Origin of the sequence: Pseudomonas sp. SJZ078, from assembly GCF_007828255.1 — a bacterium.
In the GTDB taxonomy this organism is placed as follows: domain Bacteria; phylum Pseudomonadota; class Gammaproteobacteria; order Pseudomonadales; family Pseudomonadaceae; genus Aquipseudomonas.
The window spans coordinates 40,955-54,906 of the sequence record NZ_VIUG01000029.1 but is presented as its reverse complement, the minus strand read 5'-3'; the positions used below and the strand labels follow the sequence as shown (position 1 = coordinate 54,906).

Annotated in this window: 13 protein-coding genes and 2 tRNA genes; 1 reads left to right on the top strand and 14 read right to left on the bottom strand. The window is 59.3% G+C overall.

Annotated features, from left to right (window positions below; all coding sequences use genetic code 11):
* Positions 1–21: 21 nt before the first annotated feature.
* From rimP to rlmE, 9 genes are all read right to left on the bottom strand, one after another.
* Positions 22–480 (bottom strand): ribosome maturation factor RimP, encoded by a 459-nt coding sequence (rimP, locus tag FBY02_RS21950; RefSeq protein ID WP_047699697.1) that lies wholly within the window; start codon positions 478–480, stop codon positions 22–24.
* 139 nt (positions 481–619) lie between these two features.
* Positions 620–696: transfer RNA gene (locus FBY02_RS21945), tRNA-Met, on the bottom strand.
* A gap of 99 nt (positions 697–795) precedes the next feature.
* Positions 796–881 (bottom strand) — tRNA-Leu (locus FBY02_RS21940).
* Between the two features lie 21 nt (positions 882–902).
* Positions 903–1,286 (bottom strand): preprotein translocase subunit SecG, encoded by a 384-nt coding sequence (gene secG / locus FBY02_RS21935; RefSeq protein ID WP_055127902.1) that lies wholly within the window; start codon positions 1,284–1,286, stop codon positions 903–905.
* Between the two features lie 4 nt (positions 1,287–1,290).
* Positions 1,291–2,046 carry a triose-phosphate isomerase gene (gene tpiA / locus FBY02_RS21930; RefSeq protein WP_144930235.1) on the bottom strand — a complete coding sequence of 252 codons (756 nt, stop codon included), beginning with the start codon at positions 2,044–2,046 and terminating at the stop codon, positions 1,291–1,293.
* 66 nt (positions 2,047–2,112) lie between these two features.
* Complete coding sequence (gene glmM, locus FBY02_RS21925; protein WP_144930234.1) at positions 2,113–3,450, bottom strand: phosphoglucosamine mutase; 1,338 nt, start codon at positions 3,448–3,450, stop codon at positions 2,113–2,115.
* 16 nt (positions 3,451–3,466) lie between these two features.
* The gene (folP, locus tag FBY02_RS21920) at positions 3,467–4,318 is read right to left on the bottom strand and encodes a dihydropteroate synthase (protein ID WP_144930233.1); all 852 of its coding nucleotides are present in this window, start codon (positions 4,316–4,318) and stop codon (positions 3,467–3,469) included.
* Between the two features lie 8 nt (positions 4,319–4,326).
* On the bottom strand, positions 4,327–6,237 hold the full coding sequence (ftsH, locus tag FBY02_RS21915; RefSeq protein WP_144930232.1) for an ATP-dependent zinc metalloprotease FtsH: 1,911 nt from the start codon (positions 6,235–6,237) through the stop codon (positions 4,327–4,329).
* 192 nt (positions 6,238–6,429) lie between these two features.
* Positions 6,430–7,080 (bottom strand): 23S rRNA (uridine(2552)-2'-O)-methyltransferase RlmE, encoded by a 651-nt coding sequence (rlmE, locus tag FBY02_RS21910; RefSeq protein WP_144930231.1) that lies wholly within the window; start codon positions 7,078–7,080, stop codon positions 6,430–6,432.
* 105 nt (positions 7,081–7,185) lie between these two features.
* Here rlmE and FBY02_RS21905 point away from each other — a divergent pair, with 105 nt between their 5' ends.
* Positions 7,186–7,494 carry a YhbY family RNA-binding protein gene (locus FBY02_RS21905; protein ID WP_024779952.1) on the top strand — a complete coding sequence of 103 codons (309 nt, stop codon included), beginning with the start codon at positions 7,186–7,188 and terminating at the stop codon, positions 7,492–7,494.
* 10 nt (positions 7,495–7,504) lie between these two features.
* On the opposite strand, the gene FBY02_RS21900 is transcribed toward FBY02_RS21905, so the two are convergent.
* The 5 genes from FBY02_RS21900 to dapB form a co-directional block, all read right to left on the bottom strand.
* On the bottom strand, positions 7,505–7,909 hold the full coding sequence (locus tag FBY02_RS21900; RefSeq protein WP_047699402.1) for a hypothetical protein: 405 nt from the start codon (positions 7,907–7,909) through the stop codon (positions 7,505–7,507).
* A 28-nt stretch (positions 7,910–7,937) separates the two neighbouring features.
* Positions 7,938–8,414: a transcription elongation factor GreA gene (gene greA / locus FBY02_RS21895; protein WP_047699695.1), complete on the bottom strand. Its 477-nt coding sequence runs from the start codon at positions 8,412–8,414 to the stop codon at positions 7,938–7,940.
* 2 nt (positions 8,415–8,416) lie between these two features.
* On the bottom strand, positions 8,417–11,638 hold the full coding sequence (gene carB, locus FBY02_RS21890; RefSeq protein WP_144930230.1) for a carbamoyl-phosphate synthase large subunit: 3,222 nt from the start codon (positions 11,636–11,638) through the stop codon (positions 8,417–8,419).
* Between the two features lie 105 nt (positions 11,639–11,743).
* Positions 11,744–12,880 carry a glutamine-hydrolyzing carbamoyl-phosphate synthase small subunit gene (carA, locus tag FBY02_RS21885; RefSeq protein ID WP_047699397.1) on the bottom strand — a complete coding sequence of 379 codons (1,137 nt, stop codon included), beginning with the start codon at positions 12,878–12,880 and terminating at the stop codon, positions 11,744–11,746.
* A gap of 257 nt (positions 12,881–13,137) precedes the next feature.
* Complete coding sequence (dapB, locus tag FBY02_RS21880) at positions 13,138–13,944, bottom strand: 4-hydroxy-tetrahydrodipicolinate reductase (protein ID WP_144930229.1); 807 nt, start codon at positions 13,942–13,944, stop codon at positions 13,138–13,140.
* Positions 13,945–13,952: the final 8 nt, after the last annotated feature.

Genomic DNA, 13,952 nt, shown 5'->3' with positions numbered 1-13,952 from the left:
ATCCGCAGTATCTGGCACGTATCAGTCAAAACTGGGAATAATGTTGGCCTTGTCGATCATATCGATCGGCAACAGGAACTCATGGTCATCTACCTGCACCACGACATCCTGTTCTTCTACACCGCGCAGAAGGCCTTGAAAGTTGCGTCGACCCTCGAAGGGCGAGCGCAGCTTGATCTTCACTTGTTCACCGGCAAACGAAGCGAACTGTTCAAGGTTGAACAGTGGGCGTTCCATGCCGGGCGAGGAAACCTCAAGGGTGTATTCGGTGCTGATTGGATCTTCAACATCCAACACACCGCTGATCTGACGGCTGACGATGGCGCAATCATCCACCAACACGCCGCCTTCCTTATCGATATAAACGCGCAACAGTGAGTGGCGACCTTGAGCCGAAAACTCAATACCCCAGCATTCATAGCCAAGGGCCACGACCACCGGGGCCAACAAGGCCTGCAACTGTTCTAGCTTGCTCGACACCTGAACCCCCTCGTGCATGTTTGTGCATGCTGTGCAAATAAAAAAAAATGGGCGAATCGCCCATCCCTGAAACGCCGTTGAACAGCGGCGTTATAAAGTGTCCAGCTAACAAAAAGCCCCTTGGAAGGGGCCCTAAAACTGGTTGCGGGAGCCGGATTTGAACCGACGACCTTCGGGTTATGAGCCCGACGAGCTACCAGGCTGCTCCATCCCGCGACAAAGCTGGGGCGGAAGTATACGACCGATCCTTTACAGGGTCAATGTAACCCTTCCACCTACAGGAAAGCCCGCTATTGCGGGCTTTCCTGATTCAATTGGTACCGAGAAGGGGACTCGAACCCCTACACCCTATGGGCACAACCACCTCAAGGTTGCGTGTCTACCAATTCCACCACCTCGGCAATACAGCGTTTGAAATCTTCTTACTTCTGCTCTTGAGCTGGAGGCACGTCAGTCGCCGGGTTGGCCGACTTTTGCTCTTGAAGCACCGGGACATCATCAGAAGCCGGTTGTTGCTTTGGCGCTTCCAATACCGCCGGGCTTGGCAAACCTACTTGAGTCAGCTCATGAGCTTTCTCTTTAGCAAAGTAACCTAACCCTAAGCTGGTCATGAAGAAACCGGCGGCAAGTATAGCAGTAAACTTACTAAGAAAGGTAGAGGAACCTTGGCTTCCGAATACAGTATTTGAAGCACCTGCACCGAAAGACGCACCAGCATCCGCACCTTTACCCTGCTGCAGCAATACCAGAGCAACTACGCCCAATGCACCCAGCAGATGAAAAACGACTACGACTGTTTCCAGCATTTTTTCAGTTTCCCGCGGCGCGACAGATCGCACCGAACTCATCTGCATTCAGGGAAGCTCCACCAATGAGCCCCCCATCGATATCCGGCATGCCGAACAGTTCGACCGCATTGGCCGCCTTCACGCTGCCGCCGTATAGAAGCCGCACACCTCGTGCCACTTCAGAATTCTCTGCCGCCAACTGGGCGCGGATGGCGGCGTGCACATCCTGCGCCTGTTGCGGCGAAGCAGTCAGCCCGGTGCCAATGGCCCAGACCGGCTCGTAAGCTATGACTGCCTTTGCAAAAGCACCGACACCCAGGTCTTCGATGATGCTGCCCAGCTGACGCCCGACAACTTCAAGGGTCTTGCCGGCTTCACGCTGCTCAAGGGTTTCCCCTACGCACAACACCGGAACCAGACCGCAGGCCTGAGCCGCTGCAAACTTGCGAATCAGGGCCTTATCTTGCTCACCCATGATCATGCGGCGCTCGGAGTGCCCGACAAGAACCAGAGAACATCCTGCATCCACCAGCTGACTTGGCGCAATTTCACCGGTCAGCGCACCTTGCATGGATTCCACCGCAGAATTCTGCGCACCGATCGAAATCGACTTGCCCTTCAAGCCATCAATCACTTGATTGATATACAAGCAAGGCGGGAATACCGCGACATCAACACCGCTTGGCAAGGCCAGATGACGAAGGCCATTGATCAGCTCAGCGACGCTGGCGCGGGTACCGTGCATCTTCCAGTTACCAGCTACCATAGGGCGACGCATGCTGTACCTCGTCGGTCAAAGTGGGCGCAGATGTTACCCAACCGTTTCATGACTGGCAAGCCGAATTCAGGCAGAAACTTCAGTAACAAGCTTCGCCAGTTCTTCGGCATAACCGCGAACCTGGGCTTCGTCCTCGCCCTCGACCATGACACGCACGAGGGGCTCCGTGCCGGACTTGCGCAGCAGCACCCGCCCACGCCCCGCCATCGCCTGGGTCACCCGCTCGCTGGCTTGCTGGACAGTGGCGTGCTCGATGGGGTTCGCCCCGCCACCAAAACGCACATTGATCAGCACCTGCGGACATTTGCGCAACGTCTGGCGCGACAGCGCGAGGCTCTCGTTGCGGGCCTTGAGCGCCATCAGTACCTGCAATGCGGCAATGATCGCATCACCGGTGGTGGTGTGATCGAAGCACACGATGTGACCGGAGTTTTCGCCCCCGATGACCCAATTGCGTTCCAGCAGCTCCGAGATGACATAGCGATCACCCACGTTGGCCCGCACGAATGGGATATCCAGGTCGGCAAGCGCCAGCTCGAGCCCGAGATTGCTCATCAGCGTGCCGACCACGCCCCCCTGCAGCTTGCCGCGCTCATGCAGATCCCGCGCGATGATGAACAGCAGCTCATCGCCATCAACGACAGCCCCAGTGTGATCCACCATCAGAACCCGGTCACCGTCGCCATCGAAGGCGATCCCGAGATCGGCCTGTTCGGCCAGGACCGCCGCCTGCAACGCGTCGGTATGAGTGGAACCACAGTTGTGGTTGATGTTCAGCCCGTTAGGCTGGGCGGACAGCACCACTACCTCGGCGCCCAACTCGCGAAATACACTCGGTGCGACTTTATAGGTTGCACCGTGGGCGCAATCGACGACGACCTTCAAGCCCGCGAAGCTGGTACCGGTGGGCACGCTGCCTTTGCAGAACTCGATGTAACGACCCGACGCATCGTTGATCCGCGATACCTTGCCGATCTTGCTCGACTCAACAACTGTCATCGGCGTATCCAGCAGCTCTTCGATCATCAGCTCGACTTCGTCAGGCAACTTGGTGCCCTTGCCGGAGAAAAACTTGATGCCATTGTCATCATGGGGGTTATGGGAGGCGCTGATCACGATACCCGCCTGCGCATGGAAGGTGCGCGTCAAGTAGGCGATGGCTGGTGTCGGCATTGGCCCCAGCAACATCACATCGGCGCCCGCCGAGGTCAGGCCAGCTTCGAGAGCCGACTCGAACATATAGCCCGAAATTCTCGTGTCCTTGCCGACCAGCACCTTACAGGCGCCCATCTTGCGGAACGCCATGCCGGCAGCCCAACCGAGTTTGAGCATGAAATCAGGGGTAATAGGGTATTCGCCGACCCGACCACGGATACCGTCGGTGCCAAAATATTTCTTGCTCATAAGCGCTCCGTCATTCTTATTCGGCTGAATCTACCGCTGCGATCATCCGCACGACATCCATCGTTTCGGCCACATCGTGCACACGTAATATGCGCGCACCTTTTGTAATAGCCAGGGCCGCAAGAGCGAGACCACCAAACAGTCGCTCGCCCACCGGGCGCCCCAAGGCATTGCCTATCATGCTTTTCCGGGACACTCCGACCAACAGCGGTCGACCCAGGGCATGCAAGGCGTCCATATGCTTGAACAGGCTAAGATTATGATCCAGGGTCTTGGCAAAGCCGAAACCGGGATCCAGCACCACCCGCTCGGCAGGAATACCCGCCAACGCGCACTGATTCATGCGTTCGGCCAGGAACTTGCCGACTTCCCTGGTTACATCGTCATAGCGAGGGTCGTTCTGCATGGTTCCCGGCTCGCCGAGCATATGCATCAGACACACCGGCAATCCGGTAGCCGCCGCGGCATCCAGGGCTCCATCGCGCTGCAGGGAGCGGACATCGTTGATCAAGCCCGCTCCCAACCGAGCCGTTTCACGCATGACCGCCGGCGTGGACGTATCGACCGAGATTATGACATCCAGTTCACGGCGTATACGCTCGACCACCGGGGCCACTCTTTCCAGCTCCTCGACAGGCGAGACAGCACGCGCACCCGGCCGGGTCGACTCGCCGCCGACATCGATCAGCGTCGCACCAGCTGCCACCATGGCCTCGGCATGCCGTAGCGCGGCATCGAGCTGACCAAACCGGCCGCCATCGGAAAAGGAATCGGGAGTGACATTGAGGATACCCATGACATGCACATGGGCCAAATCAAGAACCCGGTTGCCACAAGGCAACCGGGTCGAGGACTGAACAGAAGTCATTTCAAGCCTTAGACATCAGCAGCTGGACCGCCGATCGGTGCTTCCGGACGCTCACCCTGCACCGCCGGAGGCGTACCAGGAGTACCCGTACCACCGGTCCAATCCCGTGGCTCACGGGGCGGACGACCCGCCATGATGTCATCGATCTGCTCGGCATCGATGGTTTCATACTTCATCAAGGCATCAGCCATGGCGTCGAGCTTGTCACGGTTATCCGTGAGGATCTGCTTCGCCGTGCCGTAGCACTGGTCAATGATGCTGCGCACTTCGGAGTCGATCAGCTTGGCCGTCTCACCGGAGAAGCTTGCATGCTGGCCACTGCCGCCACGACCCAGGAACACTTCGCCTTCTTCCTCGGCATACATCAGCGGACCGAGCTTCTCGGAAAGGCCCCACTTGGTCACCATGTTCCGTGCGATCTGGCTGGCACGCATGATGTCGTTCGATGCACCAGTGGTTACACCATCGAAGCCCAATGTCATCTCTTCGGCGATACGGCCACCGTAGAGCGAACAGATCTGGCTGATCAGCGCCCGCTTGGACAAGCTGTAGCGATCTTCTTCCGGCAGGAACATGGTCACACCCAGCGCACGACCGCGGGGGATGATAGAAACCTTGTAGACCGGATCGTGCTCAGGCACGACGCGACCGACGATGGCATGGCCCGCCTCGTGGTAAGCCGTGTTCTGCTTTTCTTTTTCCGACATGACCATGGATTTGCGCTCGGCGCCCATCATGATCTTGTCTTTGGCCAGTTCGAACTCTTTCATCTCCACCACGCGTTTGCCGGCGCGAGCGGCGAACAACGAGGCTTCGTTGACCAGGTTGGCCAGGTCGGCACCAGAGAAGCCCGGTGTACCACGGGCGATAACCGCCGCAGCCACATCGTCACCCATCGGGACTTTACGCATGTGGACCTTGAGGATCTGCTCACGACCGCGAATATCCGGCAACCCCACCACGACCTGGCGGTCGAAGCGCCCCGGACGCAGCAACGCAGGGTCGAGCACGTCTGGACGGTTGGTGGCAGCAATGACGATGATGCCGTCGTTCATTTCGAAGCCGTCCATCTCCACCAGCAACTGGTTGAGGGTCTGCTCACGCTCGTCGTGACCGCCGCCCATGCCGGCGCCACGGTGGCGACCGACGGCGTCGATCTCGTCGATGAAGATGATGCAGGGCGCGTGCTTCTTGGCCTGTTCGAACATGTCGCGAACACGGCTGGCACCCACACCCACGAACATTTCAACGAAGTCGGAACCGGAAATGGTGAAGAACGGCACCTTGGCTTCGCCGGCGATGGCCTTGGCCAGCAAGGTTTTACCGGTACCCGGCGGGCCGACCATCAGCACGCCGCGAGGGATACGACCGCCCAGGCGCTGGAATTTACCCGGATCACGCAGGAATTCGACCAGCTCACCCACTTCTTCCTTGGCTTCGTCACAGCCAGCGACGTCTGCCAGGGTGGTTTTAACCTGGTCTTCGGAAAGCAGCCTTGCCTTGCTCTTGCCGAAACTCATCGGCCCTCCCTTGCCGCCGGCACCACCCTGCATCTGGCGCATGAAGAACATGAACACCGCGATGATCACCAGGATCGGGAAGCTGGCCACGAGGAGCTGGGTCCAGATGCTTTGTTGCTCAGGCTGCTTGCCTTCGACCACGACATGGTTGTCCACCAGATCACCGATCAGGCCGTTGTCCTGGATGGCCGGACGAATGGTCTTGAAGCTGTCGCCATCGGTACGCTTGCCGGTGATGACATAGCCATCGACGGCAACGCGCTCGACCTTGCCATCCTTGACCTGTTGAATGAAGTCGGAATAGTTGAGGGTCTGCGGCTCGTTAGGGCTGGAGAAGTTGTTCATCACGGTCACAAGGACAGCGGCGATGATCAACCACAGGATCAGATTCTTTGCCATATCGTTCAATTAACTACCCTCTGAAGCAAGCTCCGCTATTGGCGCGCGCTTCGCATGATATTCACCGGCCTAACTTACTACATTACCTACGACTCTGGCAGGCGCCGTCTGTAACCCTTTGTGAAACTTTGACCGCGTAATTTTCGTTACACGACTTTCGCAATGCGAGACAAAAAAAACTATCGACCCGTATTAAAGACGCTCATCGCTGGCTGCGCCTTCAATTCCGCGAAAGCCCCGCGCCAGCAGATACTGCTCGCGAGAGCGGTCACGGGACGACAATGGCTTGCGCATCTGCACCTTGTCGAACAGTTTGCGGATGCCCTTGTGGTATTCGTCGAAACCTTCACCCTGGAAGACCTTGATCAGAAAATCACCGCCCGGACGCAGAACCCGCCCGGCAAGATCCAGGGCCAGTTCGCTGAGAAACATTGCACGAGGCATGTCGACAGCCGCTAATCCACTCATATTGGGGGCCATATCGGAAATCACAAGGTCGACCTGCGTATTTCCGACGGCCTCCAGGATTTTTGCCAGGACGGCGTCTTCCGTGAAATCGCCCTGGATGAAGGTCACATCAGGGATGCTGTCCATTTCCAGGATGTCGGAAGCGATCAATCGTCCTTGACCGCCGATCAGACGACTGGTCACCTGGGACCACCCGCCCGGCGCGGCGCCGAGGTCGATCACGGTCATGCCAGGACGGATCAAACGATCCTTTTCCTGGATCTCCAGCAATTTATAGCTGGCACGAGAACGATAGCCGTCCTTCTGCGCCATCTTGACGTATGGATCGTTGAAATGCTCTTTGAGCCAGTTCAGGCTAGTCTTGGAACGGGCCACAGGCCACCTCTACATAAAACGGGTCGTGATTAAGTGGGCGGTCCCGGACTCGCTCGGGTAAACTGGCCGCCGCTTTTTTACAAGATCAGACGCAGGGGTCAGATTATGCCGCTCACTCAAGAGCAGAAGAAACAATACAAATCCATTGGCCACCACCTGAAACCGGTTCTGATTGTGGCGGACAACGGCTTGACTGAAGGTGTACTGGCCGAGCTGGAACGCGCATTGAGCGATCACGAGCTGATCAAGATCAAGCTCAACATCCTCGACCGCGAAGCCCGCCTGGCTGCCATTGCAGAACTGTGCAAGACCGGCAAGGCAGACCTGGTACAGGTCATCGGTAAGATGGCATTGCTTTACCGCAAGAACTTCAGCGTCAACAAGCAACTGTCGAACGTTCACCGCTTCAAGTAACGACAAAGGGTCAAGGGTGCGCTTCGCGCACCCTGCCACTCCATCCAGGCACCGGCTGCAACACCAGCACCAATCCGGAAAGCCCCAACACTACGTAGCTGAACACCCGCCACTGGCTTGCGTCCGGCCAGCCGAGACTCACCGCCAGAAACATTCCACAGGCATACAACGACATGAGCAGCAATTGCCCACGAATGTCGCGCCATAGGCTGGCACGGCCCTCAGCCTGAACCAGCACCAAAGCCTGGAATATTACACAGACTGCTGAGAACGCCACCATCAGTGCCGTCAGCATGCCCACAATTTCGTCGATCAGCAGCGGTGCCAGGCCGATTCGTCCCAGCACCGGCAGCAGACCGATGTGCAGCAGCCAAAGGCCGCCAACCCACAGCATCTGGGCAAGCTGCCAAAGCATGGCGCCCGCACGCAACGGGCGCCTTCGTTCAGACGTGACGGACTTCGACAATCTCATACTCGATGACGCCACCCGGCGTCTTCACCGTCACCACATCCCCCTCTTCCTTGGCGATCAAGGCGCGAGCGATAGGCGAACCAACGGAAATCTTGCCGAGTTTGATGTCCGCCTCGTCCTCACCCACGATCTGGTAAGTCACGCTTTCATCGGTCTCGACGTTGGCGATCTCCACGGTGGTGCCGAAGATGACCTTACCGGTATGCGGAATCGTCGTGACATCGATGATCACCGCATTCTGCAAGCGGCCTTCGATGTCTCGTACCCGCGCCTCGACCATACCCTGCTCTTCACGGGCTGCATGGTATTCGGCGTTTTCCTTGAGATCGCCCAGTTCGCGGGCCTCACCGATCGCCTGGCTCAAGCGCGGACGCTCGACCTTGGTCAGGTGCGCCAGCTCATCTTCCAGGGCGCGAGCGCCCTGAACAGTCATGGGGTACTTGGTTATGCTCATGCCTTCAATCCTGCATGTAGATCCTGCAAGCGACGGACGGTCTTCTCGGGACCGAACTTGAGCGCTTCGCAGATCGCTTCGCCCGCAGCAATCGTGGTGGTGCAATAGATTTTGTGCTGCAGCGCATTGCGACGAATGGAGTAGGAGTCGGCGATCGACTGACGGCCTTCGGTGGTGTTGATGATCAGCGTGACCTCGTCATTCTTGATCATGTCGACCACATGCGGACGCCCTTCAGTCACCTTGTTCACGCGGCGCACTTTCAGCCCCGCCGCCTCGATCAGCCTGGCGGTACCGGCAGTGGCAACCACTTCGAAGCCCAAGTTGATCAGATCACGGGCCACGCCTGCAACCAGTGGCTTGTCGTCATCACGTACGCTGATGAACGCCGTGCCGCCAGTCGGCAACACTTCGCTGGCACCCATCTGGGCCTTGGCAAAGGCTTCGCCGAAGGTATCGCCCACGCCCATCACTTCACCGGTGGACTTCATTTCCGGGCCGAGGATCGGGTCCACGCCTGGGAACTTGGCGAACGGGAACACCGCCTCTTTCACGCTGTAGAAGTTCGGAATGATTTCCTTGGTGAAACCGAGTTCTTTCAGGGTCTTGCCAGCCATGACTCGCGCCGCGATCATCGCCAGGGAAACACCGATGCACTTGGAGACGAACGGCACGGTCCGGGAAGCGCGCGGGTTGACTTCGATGACATAGATGTCTTCGCCCTGCAGGGCCAGTTGCACGTTCATCAGGCCGACGACGCCCAGCTCCAGGGCCATTTTCTTGACCTGCTCGCGCATCTCGTCCTGGATGTGCGCCGGCAGCGAGTAAGGCGGCAGCGAACAGGCGGAGTCACCGGAGTGAACGCCGGCCTGCTCGATGTGCTGCATGATCGCGCCGATCACCACGTCCTTGCCGTCACTGACCGCGTCCACGTCCATTTCAATGGCGCAGTTGAGAAAGTGGTCCAGCAGCACCGGGCTGTCGTTGGACACCTGGACCGCTTCGCGCAGGTAGCGCTTGAGCTCTTCTTCTTGGTAGACGATTTCCATCGCACGGCCGCCCAGTACATAGGACGGGCGCACCACCAGCGGATAACCGATCCTGGCGGCGGCGCGAATCGCTTCGTCTTCGCTGCGCACGGTGGCGTTTGGCGGCTGACGCAGGTTCAGGCGCTCGACCATCTGCTGAAAGCGCTCACGATCTTCGGCGCGGTCGATGGCATCCGGGCTGGTACCGATGATCGGTACGCCAGCAGCTTCCAGGGCGCGAGCCAGTTTCAGTGGAGTCTGGCCGCCATACTGAACGATCACGCCTTTCGGCTTCTCGACACGGACGATTTCCAGCACGTCTTCCAGGGTCACTGGCTCGAAGTACAGGCGATCGGAGGTGTCGTAGTCGGTGGACACGGTTTCCGGGTTGCAGTTGACCATGATGGTCTCGTACCCGTCGTCGCGCAGGGCCAGCGCCGCGTGTACGCAGCAGTAGTCGAACTCGATACCCTGGCCGATCCGGTTAGGACCGCCACCCAGGATCATGATCTTGTCCCGGGTCGATGGCGCGGCTTCGCACTCTTCTTCGTACGTGGAGTACAGGTAGGCGGTATCGGTGGCGAACTCGGCCGCGCAAGTGTCGACGCGCTTGTAGACCGGGAACACCTCCAGCTTGTGGCGATGGGCCCGCAGGCTCTTCTCGGTCACACCCAGCAGCTTGGCCAGGCGCATGTCGGAGAAACCCTTGCGCTTGAGGCGGAACATCGTGTCGCGGTCGATGCTGGACATGCCCAGGGTCTTGACCTTCTCTTCTTCCTTGATCAGATCTTCGATCTGCACCAGGAACCAAGGGTCGATCATGTTCATGCCGAAGATCTGCTCGACGGTCATGCCGGCACGGAAGGCATCGGCCACGTACCAGATACGCTCGGCGCCCGGCACGGTCAGCTCGCGCTTGAGCTCGCTCATGCTTTCCGGGTTGCTCAGGTCCAGTTTCGGATCGAGGCCGCAGACACCCACTTCCAGGCCGCGAAGGGCTTTCTGCAGGGACTCCTGGAAGGTCCGGCCGATGGCCATGACTTCACCGACCGACTTCATCTGAGTGGTCAGGCGGGCATCGGCCTTGGCGAACTTCTCGAAGGCGAAGCGTGGCAGCTTGGTCACGACGTAGTCGATGGACGGCTCGAAGGACGCCGGGGTCTTGCCGCCGGTGATGTCGTTCGACAGTTCGTCGAGGGTATAACCCACGGCCAGCTTGGCAGCGACCTTGGCAATCGGGAAGCCGGTGGCTTTCGAAGCCAGGGCCGACGAACGGGAAACCCGCGGGTTCATCTCGATGACCACCATGCGGCCAGTATTCGGGCAGATGCCGAACTGGACGTTAGAGCCGCCGGTTTCCACGCCGATCTCACGCAATACCGCCAGGGAGGCGTTACGCAGGATCTGGTATTCCTTGTCGGTCAGGGTCTGGGCCGGTGCGACGGTGATCGAGTCGCCGGTGTGCACGCCCATCGGGTCGAAGTTTTCGATGGAGCAGACGATGATGCAGTTGTCCTTTTTGTCGCGGACAACCTCCATCTCGTATTCTTTCCAGCCGATCAGGGATTCGTCGATCAGCAGTTCCTTGGTCGGCGACAGGTCCAGGCCACGGGCGCAGATTTCTTCGAACTCTTCACGGTTGTAGGCGATGCCACCACCGGTGCCGCCCATGGTGAAGGACGGACGGATGATGCATGGGAAGCCGAGCTTCTCGAGGACCGCGTTGGCCTCTTCCATGCTGTGGGCGATGCCCGAGCGTGGGCATTCCAGGCCGATGGCTTTCATTGCCTTGTCAAAGCGCGAACGATCTTCGGCCTTGTCAATGGTGTCGGCGTTGGCGCCGATCATTTCCACACCGAATTTTTCCAGGACGCCTTCGCGTTCCAGGTCCAGGGCGCAGTTCAGCGCCGTCTGGCCGCCCATGGTCGGCAACAGCGCGTCGGGACGCTCTTTCTCGATGATCTTGGCAACGGTCTGCCATTTGATCGGCTCGATGTAGGTGGCGTCGGCCATGGCCGGGTCGGTCATGATGGTGGCCGGGTTGGAGTTCACCAGGATGACGCGATAACCCTCTTCGCGCAGGGCTTTGCAAGCCTGGGCGCCGGAGTAGTCGAATTCGCAGGCCTGGCCGATCACGATCGGGCCAGCGCCGAGAATCAGGATGCTTTTTATGTCTGTACGTTTTGGCATGGGTTTGTCACTCAAATCCGCAGGTCAGTCGGCTAGGCCGTCGAACAATCTTTGAAGCGCCCGCGGGGGCCGCCGCACTCGGGGCCGCCCTCGGGCTTCACGCGGTCAGCGTCGCTTGGCCATCTCATTGATGAAGCGATCGAACAGCGGCGCCACATCGTTCGGGCCCGGGCTCGCTTCAGGGTGGCCCTGGAAGCTGAACGCGCTCTTGTCGGTGCGCTCGATGCCTTGCAGCGTACCGTCGAACAGCGACTTATGGATCGCACGCACGTTGGCCGGCAGGGTCGCTTCATCCACCGCGAAGCCGTGGTTCTGGCTGGTAATCATCACCACACCAGTGTCCAGGTCCTGGACCGGGTGGTTGGCACCGTGGTGACCATGACCCATTTTCAGGGTCTTGGCACCCGACGCCAGGGCCAGCAGCTGGTGACCGAGGCAGATACCGAACACCGGGATCTCGGTTTCCAGCACATCCTTGATCGCCTGGATCGCGTAGTCGCAAGGCTCAGGGTCACCCGGGCCGTTGGACAGGAACACACCATCGGGGTTGAGGGCCAGAACGTCAGCCGCCGGGGTCTGCGCCGGCACCACGGTCACGCGGCAACCGCGCTCGACCAGCATGCGCAGGATGTTCACTTTGACGCCGTAGTCGTAGGCGACCACGTGGTACGGCAGCTCGGACGCTTCGATCGTCGGGTGGCTGTCGGTCTTCAGGCTCCAGACCGAGGAACGCCACTCGTACTGCTTCTGAGTGCTGACGACTTTCGCCAGGTCCATGCCCTTGAGACCCGGGAAGCCCTGGGCGGCGGCGATGGCGGCGGCTTCGGAGATATTGTCGCCGGCCATGATGCAACCGTTCTGCGCGCCTTTCTCCCGGAGGATACGGGTCAGGCGACGGGTGTCGATCCCTGCGATTGCCACGACGTTGTTGGCTTTCAGGTAATCGGACAAGGACATCGTATTACGCCAGTTGCTCGCAACCAGCGGCAGGTCACGGATGACCAGGCCGGCAGACCAGACGCGATCGGACTCGGCATCTTCCGGCGTGGTGCCGGTGTTGCCAATGTGCGGGTAAGTCAGGGTAACGATTTGCTGGGCGTAGGAAGGATCGGTAAGAATTTCCTGATAGCCGGTCATTGCGGTGTTAAACACCACCTCACCAACGGTCTGACCGTCGGCTCCAATGGCTTCGCCGCGAAAAATGCTGCCATCAGCAAGGGCGAGTATGGCTGGCTTAGTCAAGAAGACCTCCCGTAAATAAAGCCTGAAAGGGCGATCGCAGGTTGTAAAAAAGCGGAGTGACGTATGGACACGTCACCCCGCTTTTTTCACTGAATTATTCTGCGCGCTTTTAGTGGACACACTAAAGCTGTAGCTTACAGAAAAAGGCTTTTTTGGTCCACCGCTAATGAGCCTTAAAGGCAGAGGAATGCGACAGGGCGTCGCGAAGCGGTGTCAAACGGGGCCGCAGTATACACTGAACCCCGCTTTCATTGGCATCAACGCAGGTCGAGTACGTCCTGCATATCGTACAAACCAGGCTCGCGACTATCCAGCCACAGCGCGGCCCGGACAGCACCCTTGGCGAAGGTCATCCGGCTGGAAGCCTTGTGGGTGATCTCCAGGCGCTCGCCCTCGGTGGCGAACAGCACCGTATGATCCCCCACTACATCACCACCGCGCACCGTAGCGAAACCGATGGTTTCCCGCTCACGGGCGCCGGTATGCCCTTCGCGCCCATAGACGGCCACGGCCTGCAGGTCGCGCCCCAGCGCCTCGGCAATCACTTCGCCCATGCGCAGGGCGGTTCCCGAAGGCGCATCGATCTTGTGCCGGTGATGCGCCTCGATGATCTCGATATCGGCGTCATCCCCCAGGACTCGGGCAGTCAGGTCCAGCAACTTCAACGACAGGTTCACTCCGACGCTGAAGTTCGCCGCGAACACGATCGGAATGTCCTTGCCTGCATCGGCCAGCAACTGCTTCTGCGCAGCGTCCAGCCCTGTGGTACCGATGACCATCGCCTTGCCATTCTTGCGGCAGATGGCGAGGTTCTTCAGCATTACCTCCGGCAAGGTGAAATCGATCAGCACATCGAACTCGTCGAGCACTTTTTCCAGGCCACCAGACATCGGCACACCGATGCGCCCCAGCGACGCCAGCTCACCCGCATCGGCACCGACCAACGTGCTGTCGGGCCGAACGATGGCAGCCGTCAGGCCGGAGAGCGGCGAACGCTGCTGCACCGCCTCCACCAACGCCTTGCCCATGCGCCCAGCGGCGCCCATCACAGCTATACGTCGCATGCGACCTC

Excerpts from the sequence above, each read along its gene's own strand:
- FBY02_RS21900 (WP_047699402.1), bottom strand. The coding sequence starts at position 7,909 with ATGCTTTGGCAGCTTGCCCAGATGCTGTGGGTTGGCGGCCTTTGGCTG.
- ftsH (WP_144930232.1), bottom strand. The coding sequence starts at position 6,237 with ATGGCAAAGAATCTGATCCTGTGGTTGATCATCGCCGCTGTCCTTGTG.
- tpiA (WP_144930235.1), bottom strand. The coding sequence starts at position 2,046 with ATGCGTCGCCCTATGGTAGCTGGTAACTGGAAGATGCACGGTACCCGC.
- FBY02_RS21905 (WP_024779952.1), top strand. The coding sequence starts at position 7,186 with ATGCCGCTCACTCAAGAGCAGAAGAAACAATACAAATCCATTGGCCAC.
- folP (WP_144930233.1), bottom strand. The coding sequence starts at position 4,318 with ATGACTTCTGTTCAGTCCTCGACCCGGTTGCCTTGTGGCAACCGGGTT.
- glmM (WP_144930234.1), bottom strand. The coding sequence starts at position 3,450 with ATGAGCAAGAAATATTTTGGCACCGACGGTATCCGTGGTCGGGTCGGC.
- secG (WP_055127902.1), bottom strand. The coding sequence starts at position 1,286 with ATGCTGGAAACAGTCGTAGTCGTTTTTCATCTGCTGGGTGCATTGGGC.
- carB (WP_144930230.1), bottom strand. The coding sequence starts at position 11,638 with ATGCCAAAACGTACAGACATAAAAAGCATCCTGATTCTCGGCGCTGGC.
- dapB (WP_144930229.1), bottom strand. The coding sequence starts at position 13,944 with ATGCGACGTATAGCTGTGATGGGCGCCGCTGGGCGCATGGGCAAGGCG.